General features: G+C 59.3%; 16 protein-coding genes. 12 read left to right on the top strand and 4 right to left on the bottom strand.

What is annotated here, in order from left to right; genetic code table 11:
• Positions 1–141: 141 nt before the first annotated feature.
• From pepB to BUC36_RS12665, 10 genes are all read left to right on the top strand, one after another.
• A complete protein-coding gene (gene pepB / locus BUC36_RS12710) occupies positions 142–1,431 on the top strand; it encodes an aminopeptidase PepB (RefSeq protein WP_073275738.1) in 1,290 nt (429 codons plus the stop codon).
• Between the two features lie 286 nt (positions 1,432–1,717).
• On the top strand, positions 1,718–2,887 hold the full coding sequence (locus BUC36_RS12705) for a DUF3667 domain-containing protein (RefSeq protein WP_073275736.1): 1,170 nt from the start codon (positions 1,718–1,720) through the stop codon (positions 2,885–2,887).
• 193 nt (positions 2,888–3,080) lie between these two features.
• A complete protein-coding gene (locus BUC36_RS12700; RefSeq protein ID WP_073275734.1) occupies positions 3,081–3,932 on the top strand; it encodes a VOC family protein in 852 nt (283 codons plus the stop codon).
• Between the two features lie 2 nt (positions 3,933–3,934).
• Positions 3,935–4,333 carry a hypothetical protein gene (locus tag BUC36_RS12695; RefSeq protein ID WP_073275732.1) on the top strand — a complete coding sequence of 133 codons (399 nt, stop codon included), beginning with the start codon at positions 3,935–3,937 and terminating at the stop codon, positions 4,331–4,333.
• Between the two features lie 489 nt (positions 4,334–4,822).
• Positions 4,823–5,503 (top strand): Crp/Fnr family transcriptional regulator, encoded by a 681-nt coding sequence (locus tag BUC36_RS12690; protein WP_073275731.1) that lies wholly within the window; start codon positions 4,823–4,825, stop codon positions 5,501–5,503.
• A 16-nt stretch (positions 5,504–5,519) separates the two neighbouring features.
• Positions 5,520–6,302, top strand: coding sequence for a CbbQ/NirQ/NorQ/GpvN family protein (locus BUC36_RS12685; RefSeq protein WP_073275729.1), 783 nt, complete (start codon positions 5,520–5,522; stop codon positions 6,300–6,302).
• A 51-nt stretch (positions 6,303–6,353) separates the two neighbouring features.
• Complete coding sequence (locus tag BUC36_RS12680) at positions 6,354–6,677, top strand: hypothetical protein (RefSeq protein ID WP_073275727.1); 324 nt, start codon at positions 6,354–6,356, stop codon at positions 6,675–6,677.
• 135 nt (positions 6,678–6,812) lie between these two features.
• Positions 6,813–7,253: a c-type cytochrome gene (locus BUC36_RS12675; RefSeq protein WP_073275725.1), complete on the top strand. Its 441-nt coding sequence runs from the start codon at positions 6,813–6,815 to the stop codon at positions 7,251–7,253.
• Positions 7,254–7,257: 4 nt separating this feature from the next.
• Complete coding sequence (locus BUC36_RS12670; RefSeq protein ID WP_073275723.1) at positions 7,258–8,694, top strand: cbb3-type cytochrome c oxidase subunit I; 1,437 nt, start codon at positions 7,258–7,260, stop codon at positions 8,692–8,694.
• 53 nt (positions 8,695–8,747) lie between these two features.
• Positions 8,748–10,571, top strand: a complete 1,824-nt coding sequence (locus BUC36_RS12665; RefSeq protein WP_200797272.1) for a nitric oxide reductase activation protein NorD — start codon at positions 8,748–8,750, stop codon at positions 10,569–10,571.
• Positions 10,572–10,584: 13 nt separating this feature from the next.
• Here BUC36_RS12665 and BUC36_RS19235 read toward each other — a convergent pair whose 3' ends face one another.
• Genes BUC36_RS19235 through BUC36_RS12650 form a run of 3 tightly spaced genes read right to left on the bottom strand, consistent with a single transcriptional unit; the run spans position 10,585 to position 13,288 of the window.
• Positions 10,585–10,773, bottom strand: coding sequence for a zinc-ribbon domain-containing protein (locus BUC36_RS19235; RefSeq protein WP_073275721.1), 189 nt, complete (start codon positions 10,771–10,773; stop codon positions 10,585–10,587).
• Positions 10,774–10,777: 4 nt separating this feature from the next.
• Positions 10,778–12,841, bottom strand: a complete 2,064-nt coding sequence (locus tag BUC36_RS12655) for a TonB-dependent receptor plug domain-containing protein (protein ID WP_073275719.1) — start codon at positions 12,839–12,841, stop codon at positions 10,778–10,780.
• Between the two features lie 15 nt (positions 12,842–12,856).
• Complete coding sequence (locus tag BUC36_RS12650) at positions 12,857–13,288, bottom strand: hypothetical protein (RefSeq protein WP_143186984.1); 432 nt, start codon at positions 13,286–13,288, stop codon at positions 12,857–12,859.
• Positions 13,289–13,357: 69 nt separating this feature from the next.
• Between BUC36_RS12650 and BUC36_RS12645 the strand changes: the two genes are divergently transcribed.
• Both BUC36_RS12645 and BUC36_RS12640 read left to right on the top strand, forming a co-directional pair.
• Positions 13,358–14,902 carry a NosR/NirI family protein gene (locus BUC36_RS12645; protein WP_073275715.1) on the top strand — a complete coding sequence of 515 codons (1,545 nt, stop codon included), beginning with the start codon at positions 13,358–13,360 and terminating at the stop codon, positions 14,900–14,902.
• A gap of 142 nt (positions 14,903–15,044) precedes the next feature.
• On the top strand, positions 15,045–16,784 hold the full coding sequence (locus BUC36_RS12640; protein ID WP_073275713.1) for a nitrite reductase: 1,740 nt from the start codon (positions 15,045–15,047) through the stop codon (positions 16,782–16,784).
• A 114-nt stretch (positions 16,785–16,898) separates the two neighbouring features.
• Here the strand turns inward: BUC36_RS12640 and BUC36_RS12635 are convergent, their stop codons facing one another.
• Positions 16,899–17,195 carry a c-type cytochrome gene (locus BUC36_RS12635; protein ID WP_073275711.1) on the bottom strand — a complete coding sequence of 99 codons (297 nt, stop codon included), beginning with the start codon at positions 17,193–17,195 and terminating at the stop codon, positions 16,899–16,901.
• Positions 17,196–17,459 lie beyond the last annotated feature (264 nt).

The raw sequence follows: 17,459 nt of genomic DNA, 5'->3' as shown, positions 1-17,459 counted from the left end.
ATGCTTTTGTTATTCCCTGGCCGTCAGTTTATCCGCGGCGGTCCTGGCGGCGCAAACATCGTTGTAATTCCGGCGGCCTGTTAGAATGCCGGCGGATTGCTCGCATAATTTGCACAAGGTTTTTTTAGGAAAAGGTGTTGTATGACAAAGGCAATGCAGGTTCAGCTGGTTGAAACCGCGGCGACGGACGCCTGGGGGGAGAAGGCGTTATTGAGCTTTACCAGTCGTGGCGCCACGGTGCACGCGACCAAGGCCACCGGCGCACCATTAGTCGCCGCCCAGCGCGCGGCGCGACGGCTGGACAGCATGGGCATCGCCGCCGTTTCGCTCAGCGGCGAAGGCTGGGATCTGGAGCGCCGCTGGGCCTTCTGGGCTGGATACTTCAATCCGCGCAACGACAACCGGCTCGACTGGGGCACGGACAAGGCAGCGGAGCTGAAAGAACTCGCCGCCCGTGAGACGGCGGCGCGCTGGGTGCGGGAAATCACTAACGGCACGCCGGATGAGGTGTCGCCGCGAGTGCTGGCCGAGAGCGCCGCAGAAATGCTGCAGAAGCTGGCGCCGGACGCGGTTAGCTACAAGATCATCGCCGGTGACGACCTGCTGACGGAGGGCTTTGTCGGTATTCACAACGTCGGCCGCGGCAGCGTGCGCGAGCCGGTGATGCTGCAGCTGGACTTCAACCCCGCCGGTGACGACGGCGCGCCGGTGGATATCTGCCTGGTGGGCAAGGGCATCACCTTCGATTCCGGCGGCTACAGCATCAAGCCGTCTGCCGGCATGGCGACGATGAAATCCGATATGGGCGGCGCGGCCATGGTCACCGGCGGCCTGGCGCTGGCCATCGCACGCGGCCTGCAAAAGCGCGTCAAGCTGTACCTGTGCTGTGCGGAAAACCTGATTTCCGGCCACGCCTACAAGCTGGGCGATATCATCAAGTACAAGAACGGCGTGACGGTGGAGATCCTGAACACCGATGCCGAAGGGCGCCTGGTGTTGGCCGACGGCCTGATCGCGGCCTCGGAGCAGGAACCGCGCTGGATTCTCGACGCCGCCACGCTGACCGGTGCCGCTAAGATGGCGGTGGGACGGGATTACAACTCGGTGCTCAGCTTCGAGGACGACACCGCGCAGAAAGTACTGGCCGCGGCCGCGGCGGAAAACGAAAAAGCCTGGCGCCTGCCGCTGGAGCCGTTCCACCTGGAGCAGATTCCATCCGGCTTCGCCGAGATTGCCAACGTCGGTATCGACGGCAGCCCCGGCGCTTCCACGGCGGCGGCTTTCCTGGCGCGCTTCGTGCGCGACCAGGGGCGTCACTGGGTGCATATGGACCTGTCCGGTTCCTACCAGCCGGGTGCCAATGATCTCTGGGCCCAGGGCGCCAAGGGGCACGGTCTGCGTACCATCGCCCGTTTCCTGCAGGAAGCCTGAGGTACAGCCGTACCGAGTAGCTTTCCTTGACTGATGGGGCGCCGCAGCCGAATCCGTGGTTGCGGCGCCCGTCAGCACTTTCGCCGTCGAAAACATTCCGCTGCTCCTCTTCGCAAGTCTCCGCAGTTGAATATTTTGTGCGCCGCTGTCGGCTGGAGTCACGGTAGGCTTGCCGATGAAATCGGAGTACCATCCCCCGCCCGGAAAAGCCGGGCGCGCCACTCCGGCTGGATGGCACAGTTCCCCCCCCCCGATTTGGTTTTCAATTAAAAAGACAACGAGAAAATTGAGCAGCTCACCAGAAGCCGCGGGCTCCCCCGCGCAACCGCCGGCGCAGTGCGCCAATTGCGGTACGCAACTCCTCGGTCCCCACTGCTACGCCTGCGGCCAGCCGGTGAAGGGCCTGGTGCGGCATTTTTCCAGTATTCTCGGCGATTTCTTCGATACGCTGCTGGCCCTGGATTCCCGTATTACCCGCACCCTGGGGCCGCTGATCTCCCGTCCGGGCTACCTGACCGCTGAATATTTTGCCGGGCGCCGGGTGCGCTATGTGAGTCCAGTAAGGCTGTTTATCTTTCTGTGTCTGACCACGTTTTTTATCGTGCAGCTGAGCAGTGACTGGAATATCTCGGACTATGACAGCGAAATGTCACGGGCGGCTTCGGTCGAGGAAGTGGAGCAGCTGCGCGATAAAACCCTGGCGGAGTTGGCGAAGGCGAGGGCGGACAGCGACGAGGTGGCGGCGGCCCGGGAAGGCCTGAAACTGGCTGAGCTAAAAGTGCGGCAGCAGGCCGACGTGCGTATCGCACAGTTGCAGGGCAAAGAACTCATCGGCGAAGAGAGTACAGAAGGGAGTGAAGGAGAGAGTACAGCGGATACCGACGCGGATGATTTTTGCCTCGTCGGTCTCGGCGACGGCTGCTGGGATCCGGGTGCAGAGCCGGTCAATATCGACGGCCTGCCGACGGCCGTTAATGACTGGCTGACCGTGCAGGCGGTTAAAGCCAACAACAATCTACGGATAACCCGCGAGGAACCGAATCGCTTCAAGAAAGCATTTCTCGGTGCAATTCCGTCTACGCTCATCGTGTTGCTGCCGCTGTTTGCCCTGATTCTGTGGGTGCTCTACCTGTTCCAGCGGCGGCTGTATATGGAACACCTGATCGTGGCGCTGCACAGCCACGCCTTCCTCTGCCTGGCATTGCTGCTGGTGACGCTGCTGGCGGATGTCCAGGCCTGGCTGGAGACCTATGGGCTGATCGATGCCGTCTGCGCCTGGGCAATTGGATTGCTGTGCCTGTGGATGCCGATATACCTGTTGCTGATGCAGAAGCGGGTATACGGGCAGGGCTGGGGTTCTACCCTGGTGAAATTCCTTGTCCTCGGCGTCAGTTACTCTGTTCTGCTGGCGTTGGGTGCAACTTTCACGGTTCTCAGTAGCCTGGCCTGGTTGTAAACGTCGGTAAGTTTTTGCTCGGTGCCGTCCGTTTTTGCGGCGGCACCGCGGCGCGACCCTGTCTCTCCAATCATTTTTCCGCACAAAGTTCTACGAGTGCTGCAGCGTCAGCACTGCGCCGCCATTGAGTGCAGTGGCCTGGCCGTCTATACCTAATACTGCGCTACCGTCGAGAGTATTACTGGAGGCATGTATGGATACTGCCCGCCTGCACCGCTCATGGCTGCGGCAATTCATCACAATCGCTGCGCTGCTGGGCGCAGTCTTATCGACACCGCAGTTAACGGCGGCGACTTATCTGCCGGGCAAGATTGTGCGCGCCGATCTGCTGACGACTGATCTCAATGCCGCCGCCAACTTCTACAACAAAGTGTTTGGCTGGCGGCTGCAGCGCCACGACGCCGAGGGCTACATCGACGCTTTTATTCGCGGCGAACCGGTTGCCACCTTCGCCAGTTACAGCGACTCGAAGGCGCCGGCGGACGGGTCCATTTGGTTGCCGTCTATTTCCGTCACAGATGTGGATGCCGCAGTGCGGGCCGTGAAGCGCAACGGTGGCAAAGTACTCGAGGCCGCGCAGCATGTGCCGGGAATCGGCAGGGCTGCGGTCATTGAGGATCCCAACGGGGCAGTCGTAATGATGCTGCGCAATGACAACGGCGACCCGGCCGATGGTCCTGCCGCCCATAACGAGTGGCTGTGGCCGGAATTGTGGACGGACCGCCCCGATGCCACGGCGCAGTTCTACGACAAGGTCGTGGGTTACAAGGCCGTCACGCACCGGGGCCAGAAGGGGCACGATTACAGAATCCTCGGCCGCGACGGCGTCGCGCGCGCCACTATCCTGCGCACGCCGATACCCGATGTCGAGTCAAACTGGCTTCTGTATATGAAAGTCAGAGACGTTCACCGAACTGCCCGGGCCGTGGTGGAAAACGGCGGCAGAGTACTGATACCGCCGATGAAAGGCGATTTGAACGACGATATCGCCATCGTCGCCGATCCCACCGGCGGTGTATTCGCGATACAGGCGGGAGGTGACTGAGCATGAACGCTCTGAAGAGTTTGTCGGTCGCGGTTGCGGCCGCAGCAATGATCGCGCCCCTTGCACTCGGCGGCTGTGCCTCCGGCAGTAGCGGCAGTGGCTACAAGAGTAGCGGCACCAAGGTAACAAGCGCGTCGAGGGCGCGGACCGGTGCGCGCGCTCGCCATTACTATGGCCACTCGTGGAGCCCGTGGATAGGGTTTCGCCGGCCGGTCGTCGTGGTGCCCCCCGGTGGCGGTGGCGGCATCGATAGGGGCGATCGTGAAGTCGATCCCGACTGGGGCGTGGAAGCCCCGCGCATGCCGGAAGCCGTCACGCTGCCGTCTACCCCCGATATGGGAATGCCGGATTTCGGCGGGGATATGGGTATGGGCATGGATCTGGGTGGTTTCGACTTCTGAGAGCAGACCGAGAAGCGCTAAAAAGGTGCTTTGCCAGTATCAGTAGCGGCAAGTGCCCGGTCGATATTCTGCACCGCCAACTAGCTTAGATGGATCGAAATTTCAGAGGATGGCCACGATCTCGGCGCACGGTTATTGCTACCTACAAGTTCATGTGCCGCAGACGGGGGTACCTTTCCCATTGCAAAATCCATTGCGAGAGGTCGATTCTCTTTTGAAAGAGGAACATTCGGCGGGGGTTGGGCGATGAGGTAATAGGTCAACAGTTAGCGGAATATCCCGTGTGCTGCAGGCAGGGTATTCAGCCTGGCACGCCCACTCTGGATGGATATATCGCGGAGGCGATACTCTGGTGCCGGTTTAAATACACGTCATATCCCGTGTGAATATCGAACGATAAGGAAATTTATGGGTAGTTCTGCGTCATTCAATTGAAAATTATCAATTAGTCGATGAGTATTGCTAAAAATAAAGTCACTACGAGCAGCCATGCGCGCAATCGACTACGCAGGCATACTGAAACACCAGCCCATTTTCTCGCAATTTACCGATGCCGAATGTGAGGAATTATCGGCTTATTGCACACCCCGCAACCTTGTTAAAAACGAACATCTTTTTCAGCAGGGAGAGGCGGCAACCGGCTTCTATATAGTGGTGCATGGCCGCATCAAGCTCGCGCTGCAGGCGCCGCGCGGCGCCGAGAAGGTCGTTGAGATCGTGACCGACGGCGGCAGTTTTGGCGAGGCCGCCATGTTCATCGGCAAGCCCTACCCGGTACTGGCCCAGGCGCTGTGTGAGTCACTGGTGATTTTTGTCCGGCGCGAGTTTGTGGTTGCCAGGATCGCCAGCGATCCGCAGTTTGCGCGCAATATGCTGTGCCTGCTCTCGCATCAGTTGCACGGACTGATTGCCGATGTCGAAAGCTATTCGCTGAAATCCGCCACCGAGCGTATCGCGGCCTTTGTCCTGAAGGAGAGCGCCCGTCGCAGTTCGGATCAGATTGTCCTCGCCCTCTCCAAGTGTGTGCTGGCTTCACGCCTGAGCATTACACCGGAAACCCTGTCCCGTACGCTACACCAGATGAGCAGCCGCGGGCTGGTCGAAGTGGATGGGCCGAGGATACGAATTCTCGATAGACCCCAGTTGCACGACATGCTGCAGCCTGGCTGAGTGAGGAGGAGCGCTATTGTCTGAACCCTACTACCAGCCGCAGGCCGATGAGATCGAGTTGTTCCAGAGTGCGCACCGACAGCAGCTGCCAATATTGATCAAGGGCCCTACAGGCTGCGGAAAAACCCGCTTCGTGGAAACTATGGCGCGCAAGCTGGAGCGACCGCTCTATACCGTCGCTTGCCACGATGACCTGACCGCGGCGGATCTGGTCGGACGTCACCTGATCGGCAGTACGGGCACCTACTGGCAGGATGGTCCGCTGACGCGCGCGGTGCGCGAGGGCGCGATCTGCTATCTGGATGAAGTGGTCGAGGCGCGCAAGGACACGACCGTGATTCTGCATCCCCTCGCGGATGATCGCCGCACCCTGCCGCTGGAGCGCACCGGCGAGGAGCTGAAGGCGGCACCGGGGTTTACCCTGGTAGTGTCCTACAATCCCGGTTACCAAAACCTACTGAAGGGGCTGAAACCCAGTACCCGGCAGCGATTTGTCTGTTTGAACTTCGGCTACCCGCAAAGGGAGCATGAAATAGAGATTGTCTGTCGAGAGGCGGGCGTCGCATCAAATATTGCCGCGCGCCTGGTGGAACTTGGCCACGAATTGCGGCGACTTGAGCAGCACGACCTGGAAGAGGTGGCCTCCACCCGTTTGCTGATTCACGCGGGTCGTATGATCAATAGTGGTGTGGCGCCGATGCGGGCCTGCCGCAGCTGTATCATCGAGCCACTGACCGACGATGCAGATGTCCTGCAGGCGCTGATGGCGTTAGTCGATTTGCACTTCGGCGAGACGTAATCCTTGCACGGGAACGGGAGCGGGAACTCAAAATTCGAACGGCGTATCGCGATGCGTGCACAGATACTGTACCTGCTCAATTTTCTATTGCTGCCGGGTATCGCCTTTATTTTGTTGCTTGTACTTTGGTATCGCACAGATCCTGTGGCTGCGTCACTGCAGCGGCAGCACCTCGCCAGCGCCATCAAGTGGGCGCTGATCGGTGGTGGCTTACTGGTTATCGTGCCGCTCGCTTATATCGTTTTGACTGCCGGGAAATCGACTACCGCGATTGCGTTGCTGGTGACAGCCTGGGTGTGCATCCACGGCCTGCTGGTACTGATCGGCGCCCATGGTCTGATGCGCGCGGCCAGTAATCGGCCGCCGGCATTCTGAGCGCAATTTGTTGCGGGGTCTGCGCAGCCGGCATCTCGCGATGAACGGCGAAAGGTGGGAAACCATTGCTGGTCAAGGCGGAATTGACCTGGACGTCTAGCATATATCCTTTCGACAACTCTCAGGAGAGTAGATATGGCAGAGAAATTTACTAAGGGAGCCGCCAGGAATATCTATTATGGCGGCAGCCTGTTTTTCATTTTGCTGTTTCTCGCGCTCACCTTACATACGACGCGCGCCGCACCGGAAACCAGCCACGCGGAAAATCTCACGGAGTCGGTGGCGCGTGGCAAGCTGGTGTGGGAAGAAAATAACTGCATCGGCTGCCATACCCTGCTCGGTGAGGGCGCCTACTATGCACCGGAGCTGGGCAATGTCTATGTGCGGCGCGGGGGTGATGCAAGTTTCAAGGATTACTTTGCCGCGTGGATGAAAATACAGCCGCTGCCGGCACCTGGGCGGCGCAAGATGCCCCAGTTCAACCTGACCGATCAGCAGGTTGATGACCTGGCGGAGTTTCTGAAGTGGACGTCGCAGATCGACACTCAAGACTGGCCACCGAATGTGGAGGGATAAGGCAATGACAGCTTCCAGCACGTTAAAATTCGCCTCGCAGAGCGTGGCCAAACCCTATTTTATCTTCGCGCTGATCCTGTTCGCCGGCCAGATAGTCTTCGGCCTGATTATGGGGCTGCAGTACATCATCGGCGATTTTCTGTTTCCGGCAATTCCCTTCAACGTCGCCCGCATGGTGCACACCAACCTGCTGATTGTGTGGCTGTTGTTCGGCTTTATGGGAGCCGCCTACTACCTGATACCGGAAGAGGCGGACGTGGAGCTGCATTCGCCACTCCTGGCCTGGATATTGTTCTGGGTTTTCGCGGTCGCCGGTACCCTCACCGTACTCGGTTATCTGTTGGTGCCCTACGCAACGCTGGCAAGTATCACCGGTAACGATCTGTTACCAACGATGGGGCGGGAATTTCTCGAACAGCCCACTATCACCAAGGTCGGCATCGTGGTGGTCGCGCTCGGTTTCCTCTACAACGTCGGCATGACGGTGCTCAAGGGGCGCAAGACGGTAATCAATGTGGTGATGATGACCGGGCTCGTGGGGCTGGCGGTGATGTTCCTGTTCGCGTTCTACAACCCGGAAAACCTGGTGATGGACAAGTTCTACTGGTGGTGGGTAGTGCACCTGTGGGTGGAAGGGGTGTGGGAGCTGATTCTCGGCGCCATCCTCGCATTCGTCCTGATCAAGGTCACCGGTGTCGATCGGGAAGTCATCGAAAAGTGGCTGTACGTCATTATCGGTTTGGCACTGATGACCGGCATCATCGGCACCGGACACCATTATTTCTGGATCGGCACGCCGTCCTACTGGCAGCCACTGGGTTCGATATTCTCGGCGCTGGAGCCGCTGCCGTTTTTCGCCATGGTGTTGTTTGCGTTTAATGCCATCAATCACCGCCGCAAGGAACACCCCAATCAGGCCGCCGTGCTGTGGGCCATGGGTACCAGTGTCATGGCGTTTCTCGGCGCGGGGGTCTGGGGTTTCCTGCACACGCTGTCGCCGGTGAACTACTACACACACGGTTCGCAGATCACCGCCGCCCACGGCCATATGGCCTTCTATGGAGCCTATGCGATGATCGTGCTGACCATCATCTCCTATGCCATGCCCATCATCCGCGGGCAGGGACAGGCCGCGCCCAATCGCGCGCAGATTACCGAGATGTGGGGTTTCTGGCTGATGACCGTGTCCATGGTGTTCATTACCCTGTTTCTCACCGCCGCCGGTGTCGTGCAGGTGTGGCTGCAGCGCCTGCCGGAGAGCGGTGCGGCGCTCAGCTTTATGGATACCCAGCAGCAGCTGAACATTTTCTACTGGGCGCGTGAGCTGGCCGGGGTCATTTTCCTGATCGGTCTGCTGGTCTACTTCGCCAGCTTCTTCGTCAAGGGCGAGGCGGCCGATGTCACCGCGATGAAGGCGGCCAGGGCCAGAGCGCAAATCTGAGTTTGTCACCGCTCTTCCGTTTGGCGGAGGGGCGGCCTTACCTGGGGCGGATTTTGGAAGAGTGGATCGGCAATCGCTGGCATCAGTTCATTACGCGCCGCGCCGACCGCGGTTTTCCCGCCGCGGCGGTTGCACTGGAGACGGAAAAAAAGACCATCGGTGTGCTGTTCCGCGCGCTCGGCGGCGAGCCCGGCGTGCGGGTTGAGGCGGCCAGCGCCCAGGAGGTGTTCATCCGGCGCAGCTGGCTGCAACGCCTCGCCGGCAGTGCGCAGAGCGCGGTGATCGCCTGGCAGGATGGCGATGCCCTGTACCTGCCGCCGGTATTGCAGGTCTTTCCTCAGCAATCACTGAACCGCGACCTCTATCTGTGGCTGGCGATACTCGCCGCGCGCAGTCCCCGCCAATACCATAACTGGGCGCTGGACAATCAGCGCCTTGTCACCGAAGCGTTGGCGCAGTTTCCGGCGCTGCGGCCGCGCTACCGGCGCCTGGTCGAGGCGCTGTTGCCGCTGCGCCCGGTGGCGGAATCCCTGCCCGAGGACGAGGCGGCGCTGGAAATGGCCATCCGCCGGGCGCTGCTCGACCCCCATGTTGCCGTAGAGCTGCCGCGCGCCAACCGCGCGCCGCAGCCGGTACCGCTGTGGCTCTATCCGCAGGCCGCCCTCGACAATCCACTGGCGGTCACCGGCGAAACACACGAAGACGGCGACTGCTCGACCGGCAGTACTACGAGCCTGACCGAGCGCAAGCGCGGTGAGCGGGCGGAGGAGCGCGAGCGGCGCGACGGCCTGATGTTATTCCGGCTGGAAAGCCTGTTCAGCTGGTCGGAATATGTGAACCTGGAGCGCAGCGAGGACGACACAGAGGACGAAGACGCTGCGGCCGCCGCCGAGGATATGGAAAAAATTGTGCTGTCGCGGCAGCGCAACCGGCGCAGCTCCTCCATCCGGCTTAGTCTGGACCTGCCATCGGCAGACTATGACGACCTGCCGCTTGGGGAGGGTATACGCCTGCCCGAATGGGACTGGCACCGCGGGCGCCTGCTGCAAGACCACGTGTGCCTACAGGCTTACTATCCCCGCAACGGTGATCCGGCGCCATTACCACAGCGACTGCGGCGCGGCGCGGCTTTATTGCGCAGCCAGTTCGAGCAGCTGCGCACGCAGCGCTGCTGGCTGCGCGCACAGCTACAGGGCGAGGAAATTGATTTGAAGGCGTGGGCGGATTTCTGTGCTTCACGTCTCGCCGGCCACACCCCGGAGCCCGGTGTCTACCAGTCGTTTCGTGCGACCCATCGCGATATGGCCACGCTGATGCTGGCGGACCTGTCCATGTCGACGGACGCGGCACTGGACGAGCACAACCGCGTCGTCGACGTCGTGCGCGACGGCCTGTTGCTGTGCGCCGAGGCGTTGGCCAGTGTCGGCGACCGTTTCGCGATTTACGGATTCTCCTCGGTGCGGCGTCAGCAGGTGCGTTTTACCCTGTTCAAGAACTTTGCCGAACCCCACGGTGATGCCGTGCGCGGTCGCCTGCTCGCCATGCGGCCGGGATTCTACACCCGCATGGGCGCTGCGGTGCGTCAGGCGACACGTATCCTGTGCGAACAGCCGCAGCAGAAGAAGTTGTTGCTGATCCTGTCGGATGGCAAACCCAATGACATCGATCACTACGAGGGACGCTACGGCATAGAAGATACCCACGCGGCATTGTCAGAGGCACGCCGTGCGGGCCTGCATCCGTTCTGCATCACGATCGATCGGACGGCGGAGGAGTATTTGCCCTACCTGTTCGGGCAGAATGGTTTCACCGTGCTCAACCATCCGGCACATCTGCCGCTGCGCTTGCCGGAACTGTATCACCAGCTCACCCGCTGAATAGTAGTGCGGGCTAAGCGACCGAGCGTGGCAAAATAAGGATCATCACCGCGCAGAATATCACCACCAGCCAGAACAGCCACAGGAATGGCCTGCGCAAACGCTTGCGATCGCGCAGGTCTTTTCCCGGCAGCGGCATTCCGCAGTGCCGGCAGCGCTTACTGCCGGTCTCGTTCTCGGTATTGCAGTAGACGCAGCGCATCGTGTTACAGATGGACGCTGAATTTGAGCTGCAGGTGCCGGCCCGGCGCCAGCAGGTTTTCGGTCGCGCTGGAATAGAGTTTGTCCCCCAGGTTCAGTCCCCGCAGTACCAGCCGGTAGCGCTGTTCGCTGCCGAACTCGATGCCGGCGGCAAGGTTCACCGTACCCCAGCCGGCGTTTTCCGTTATGGTGCCGACCTCATCCTCTTCCGCGGAATCGGTTTCGCCGCGCAGGTATATGTCCAACCAGTAGTCAGACTGCGCGAATTGACCCGATTGGCGCAGGCCCGCGACCGCGCGCAGTGACGGGATGCCGCTGTTGTCGGTGGCGACGCTGTCGGGAGTGGTGTTGAACTGGATTTCGCGCTGCATCCATGTGGTGGTGCCGTAGAGTTCGGCGGACTCACTGATATCGAAGCTCAACACCATTTCGACACCCTGTGTCTCGGCGCGCCCGACATTTTTGTAGAGCTTGCTGGGACGGCTGGCTGAGCCCGGTATCTGGCAGTTATCCGCGGCGCTACAGTACAGGTGGTCGATGTAGTTGTCGGCGTCGGTGTAAAAGGCTGACAGGTCCAGCGACCAGCGATCGCGTTCGACGCGCAGCCCCAGTTCGAAGTTGTCAGAGGATTCCGGTTCGAGTGCCGGGTTCGGATTCACATAGCGGCTGCCCGCCTGCGCGCCCACCGCGGTCTGCAGGAGTGAGGGGAATACGTAGCCCTCGTTATAGGAAGTGCGCAGCAGTAGCCGCGGCGCAAATTCCCATACCAGCGACACCGCCTCGATGGTTTTGCTATCCCGTTGCCTGGCGACGTCCAGGTCCGGGCGATCGGTCTCCAGCAGCGCGCTGCGCATGCGATAGTGTCGCGCACCAGCTACCAGCTCAAGATCGTCAGTGATTGCCCACTGGTCCTGCACAAACAGCGCGTCTGACTTCAGCTGCGCTTCGTCGTGGCCGGGCGTCTGCCGGTCGAGAAAAGGCATGGTGGGAAAGCTGACGCTACTCAGGCGGTCTTGCATCAGGTCGTCGCGCAGGCTGTTCACGCCGGCGATCAGGTAGTGGTTGTCACCCAGTGCCCAGTCCGCCTGCAGCAGGGCGCCGCGGGTTTCCAGTTGCGACTCGGAGTCGCTGGAGGTGTTCATGAACGGAGAGAAGGTGGCGTTCTGGAAAATGCGATCGCTGACCTGGCGATAGCCATTCACCTGCAGCTTTACCAGCGACTGACTGAGATTGTCGCCCGTGTAAAACAGGGCGGCCTTGCGCCGGTCGCGCTGGGGGATGGCGACGATGTAATCGGTCAGGCCGTTATCGATGATCACCTGGGGATCGACATACACATCGGAATTGGCGTCCACATCTTCCAGGTGCGCCTCCAGGCGGTGTTTTTCAAACTGTCGGCCCAGGTACAGTGACCAGGCGCTGCTTTCCGCTCCGGTATTGTCCAGCTCGCCCACCGGCGTATCCCGCAGCCCCAGGTCATTGCTGATGCCACTCAGGCGGTATTCGGTACCGGCCAGCTGGCCATAGAGGGAACCGCTGAACGTCTCGCCGCCGGTGGCACCGTTGTAGCCGAGGCCCAGATCGCCGGCGACGGCTTTGCTGCCGCCTTTCCTGGTAATGAAGTTCACCACACCTCCCAGTGCCTGGGAGCCATACAGCACAGAGCCGGAACCGCGGACTACTTCGATGCGCTCGATGGTATTCATGTCCAGCGTCAGTGGCACGCCTTCGCCGCGGTGATCGGTGATCTGTTGCCCGTCGACGAGTATTGCAATCCGTGACGAGTCCTCGCCGCGCAGGCGAATGCGCTGCATGCCGGCCTGGCCGGAATCGATGATATTGACGCCGGGCACGTCCTTGAGCAACTCCGCCACGCTCTGCCCGGTATTCAGTGCCAGCTCCTCGGCGCTGATCAGCGTGGTAGCGCGCGGACTGTAAAATACCGGCTTTTCGGTGCGCGTGGCTGTGACGACAACTTCTTCGAGTTCCGGCTCCTGCGCGAGAGCGAAGCTGCTGACTGTGGCGAGTGTCAGAGCGAGTGCCTTTAGTGGAAATACGTTCGAGGGCATTGCGAGATTCCTTTTCTATTTTTCTGTCTGGGGACAGTCCGAGAGCTTTTCTGTCAACTCGGCCAGCAACGCTTCACTGAGTTTGAATTGTTGTGCTTCTAGTAGCTGGTAGGCGCCGCGATAATCTGGGCAGTGGAGAAAAAAACGACGACCTGGATCGTTGTGAATATAGCCGCATAAATTGAGTTGCGTGGACAGTGAGTGGGGGAGTGTTGCCGAGTCACCGTTCTGGCTGACGGCGGGCCATTGCAATAGCGTGGTGATCAGCTGCGCGCAGTCTACCTTCCACATCTGTTCCATATGCCGGGCGCTGTATGGCAGGCGTTCGTTGACGAGGTCCTGATTGTTGGTGGATTCCTGCGCCGCCACCAAACCGGTGTGTGAAAAAATAAACGCCATTGAAAGTGCGGCAGGGCGACCAGGTGGCAGGGTGGCGTTACGCTTCATTGATCTCAGTCATTTCCTTTGCGCTGGTTTTATGTATAGAGTCATTGAACTTAACCAGGTAGTTGCGAAATGCACAAAATCGCTTGTGTCGTCCTGACCTTCTTGCTCTTGCTGTCTGCCGGTATCACCCAGGCTGAACCTGATAGTGACAGTGCGCTAAAAGACCTTTCCATCGAGAGTGCCAGAATTTTTTTTCCGGATGCACAGCAATTAGCGCCTGTACTGGATGATATCCCGGCGCGCCCGGTATTTGATAGCGGCGATGTGATCGGCTACCTGTTTATTACCGATGAAATCAAGCCAATTCCTGCCTACTCGGGTAAGCCCATATCCCTATTAGTGGGTATGGCCGCGGATGGGGAAATCCGCGGTGTAAAAATACTGCACCATGAAGAGCCCGTGCTGGTAATCGGCGTGGAAGATCAGCACCTGCAGAAATTCATTGATCAGTACACGGGCATTAACGCCGACCAGCGTGTCCGCATTGGCGCCCACGACCGTCCGGGCTATCTCGGTGTCGACGGCATAACCGGTGCGACAATAACCTCGATGGTGATCAACCACTCTGTAATCCGCTCGGCCAAGGAAGTGCTGGATGCCGTGCGCAGCCGGCCGAAAGTCGCGCCCGCGGACGAACAGGCGCGGCAGCAGACAGAGGCGGCAGGGGTCTCGACGGAGAAGTTAGACGATATCGACTTCCTGCGGGAAAATTACGCCACGGTAACGCTGCTGGGAGCGGCACTGCTCTTCCTGCTTGGCATTCTTTTCTTTCAGGACTGGCTGGCGAAGAGAAAGCGGTTATATGAATATGTTCGCACCGGCTATCTGATATTGACCGTCTTATATATCGGCATCTATCTGCGTGCCCAATTGTCGGCGGTGAACCTGTTTGCGTTCGCACAGCGTCTCGGGCAGCAGCTGTTCTGGGAGTCACTGCTCTACGATGTCGCTATCTTCATGTTGTGGGCATTTGTCGCCTGTACCATCCTGCTGTGGGGGCGCGGGGTATATTGCGGGTGGTTGTGTCCATTCGGTGCTTTGCAGGAACTGATATACAACGCTGCGCGCAAGCTGAAGGTGCCCCAGTTTACTTTTCCATCGGTAGTGCATGAGCGCTTGTGGGCGATCAAGTACTTTCTGCTGATTATTCTGGTCGGTGTCTCACTGGGCTCAATGGCACGGGTCGCACCACTACTGGAAGTCGAGCCATTTAAGACTACCTTTGGACTACTGTTTCAGCGTGAATTTGTCTATGTGGCCTATGCACTGGGGCTGTTGGTGGCCGCCGCATTCAACAGCCGGTTTTACTGCAAGTACCTGTGTGTGCTCGGTGCCGCACTGAGCATTTTCAGTCGTTTCCATGTGTTTGAATGGCTGCGACGGCGCAAAGAGTGCGGGCATCCTTGCCAGGCGTGCGCCAAGGCCTGCCCACTGGACGCGATAAAGCCGACCGGGGAAATCATCGATTCGGAATGTCACTACTGCCTGCGCTGCCAGGTGCTCTACTGGGACGAGTACACCTGTCCGCCACTGGTGGAAAAGCGCAAGCGGAGAGAAGCGCGGGAACGCAAGCAGCAATCCGGCAACATAATCGCAAGCAGGGAGTTGCGTTAAACAGGTACCTACTGATTTCCGCACTGACTAATTGTGGTTAGCCGGTGCAAGCGCTGCCTAATATTGATCTCGGTCAAGGATTGAATTGGTGTGCAGCCACAAAATAAATCTAATGGTGGAAGAACTAAGGAGAGTAGCTGTGATGAAAAATAAATCGCACAGGCTGAGTGCCCTGGCCCTGGTGATTGCAACGTTATCTGTCGGCGCCGCTTATGCGCAGCAGGACGAAAAAGAGAAAACGGATCACCCGGGAACCACTGAGGGTGAGCGGCGCTATATGGGGGCGCCGCATATGACCGAAGCCGGTGAGATGACCATTCATCCCAATGGCCCGAAGATCACCGCCGAAGAGTGGGCGGAATCTACACAGATCTATTTTGAACGCTGTGCCGGCTGTCACGGCGTGCTGCGCAAGGGGGCCACCGGCAAGGCGCTGACCCCGGATTTGACGCAACAAAAGGGTACCGCTTACCTGAAAGTGATGATCGACATGGGCACGCCGGGAGGTATGCCCAATTGGGGCAGCTCCGGCGAGATGACCGACAAGCAAATCGATGCGATGGCGCGCTACCTCCAGCATAATCCTTCGCCGCCGCCGGAATTCGGTATGGAGAAAATTCGTGCAAGCTGGAAAGTGCACGTCAAGCCCGAAGACCGGCCGAAGAAGCAGCAGCACAACTACGATGTCGACAACATCTTTGCGGTCACCCTGCGTGACAGCGGCCAGGTGGCGCTGATCGACGGTGACAGCAAGGATATTATCTCGATTGTAGATACCGGCTACGCGGTACATATTTCGCGCCCATCCAGCTCCGGCCGTTATATCTTTACCATCGGCCGCGACGGCAAGATCACGATGATCGACCTTTTCATGAAGGTTCCCAAGACCGTTGCGGAAATCAAGATCGGTACCGAGGCGCGCTCGGTTGAGACCTCCAAGTACAAGGGCTACGAGGACAAACTGGCCATCGCCGGCGCCTACTGGCCACCGCAGTATGTGATCATGGAGGGCGACGACCTGGAGCCGAAGAAAATCGTCTCCACCCGCGGAATTACTGTGGATACCCAGGAATATCACCCGGAGCCTCGTGTTGCCGCAATCGTGGCCTCGCACCAGCACCCGGAGTTTATCGTCAATGTGAAGGAGACCGGCAAAGTCTTGTTGGTTGATTACAGTAATCCGGATGCGCTGACGGAAACCACCCTCGAGGCGGCACCTTTCCTGCACGATGGTGGCTGGGATTCCACACACCGTTATTTCCTCACGGCAGCGAACCAGTCAAACAAGATTGCCGTCGTTGATTCGAAAGAGCGCGAGATGGAAGCACTGGTGGATGTAACCAAAGTCCCGCACCCGGGCCGCGGTGCCAATCTCAAAACGGCTAAATATGGCCCGGTCTGGGTGACCAGTGCACTGGGCAGCGACGAGATCACCCTGATCGGCACCGACCCGGAGAAGCACCCGCAGCAAGCCTGGAAGGCGGTCAAGGTGCTCAAGGGGCAGGGCGGCGGATCGCTGTTTGTGAAAACCCATCCCAAGTCAAAGAATCTGTGGGTAGATACTACGCTCAACCCCGATGCAAAAATCAGCCAGTCAGTGGCCGTGTTCAACGCCGATGACCTGGAGGCCGGATACGAGGTGCTTCCTATCGCGGAGTGGGCGGGTGTCGCAGACAAGGGGCCGGCACGGGTTGTGCAGCCGGAGTACAACAAAGCTGGTGACGAAGTCTGGTTCTCGGTCTGGAGCGGCCTCGATCAGCCATCGGCGATCGTGGTAGTGGACGACAAGACACGCAAGCTCAAGAAGGTCATCAAGGATCCACGCATCAAGACGCCCACCGGAAAATTCAATGTGTATAACACCAAGCACGATATTTACTGAGTGTTTGGCTCCGCAAATCAAAACCGGCGCCTGTGGCGCCGGTTTTTTTATTCGTGATGGAGCTGGTGAGAACAGCGCCAGCGTGTTTGCCCGACTGACGCTGTGGGGCTGTGGTTACTTCAGGCTGGCGTAGTAGGCGGACAGGTCGGCGATATCTTCGTCGCTCAGATTTTTTGCCATCGGCGCCATCATCGGGTCGTTGCGGGTGCCATCGCGGAATGCCTTCATCTGCTTGACCAGGTAAGCCTCTTTCTGACCGGCCAGGTTCGGCCACAGGTCGTTGGGGCTGATGCCGTCGGCACCGTGGCAGCTGGCGCACAATGTCGCCTTTCCCTTGCCAGCGGCGGGGTCACCGGCGGCGAAAACTGCCGTGGAGGCCAGCAGTGCAATCAGGGCAATAGACCTTCTCATAGGTGCAATCTCCTTTCCTGAATAGAAGTCTAGCTATTCTAACGTGCGCAAATCCGGGTGAACCGCGTGCAGATCAAGAAATAGACAAGATACCCACAATGACCCGCAATACAAGCACGAATAGTTCCATCGGCCGTGGCAGCCTGCAAAGGCGGAAAGAAAGTTGGTTGTTCAGGAGATTAGATTTCGAAAGGGTGGGCGGGGGCGCTGTTTGTCAGTGCTGCCAATCTGCGCTTAATTCATCCCGCCGTAGCGACATGCCTC

Origin of the sequence: Microbulbifer donghaiensis (assembly GCF_900129095.1) — a bacterium.
GTDB lineage: Bacteria > Pseudomonadota > Gammaproteobacteria > Pseudomonadales > Cellvibrionaceae > Microbulbifer > Microbulbifer donghaiensis.
This window is presented reverse-complemented; position numbering and strand designations above follow the sequence as displayed.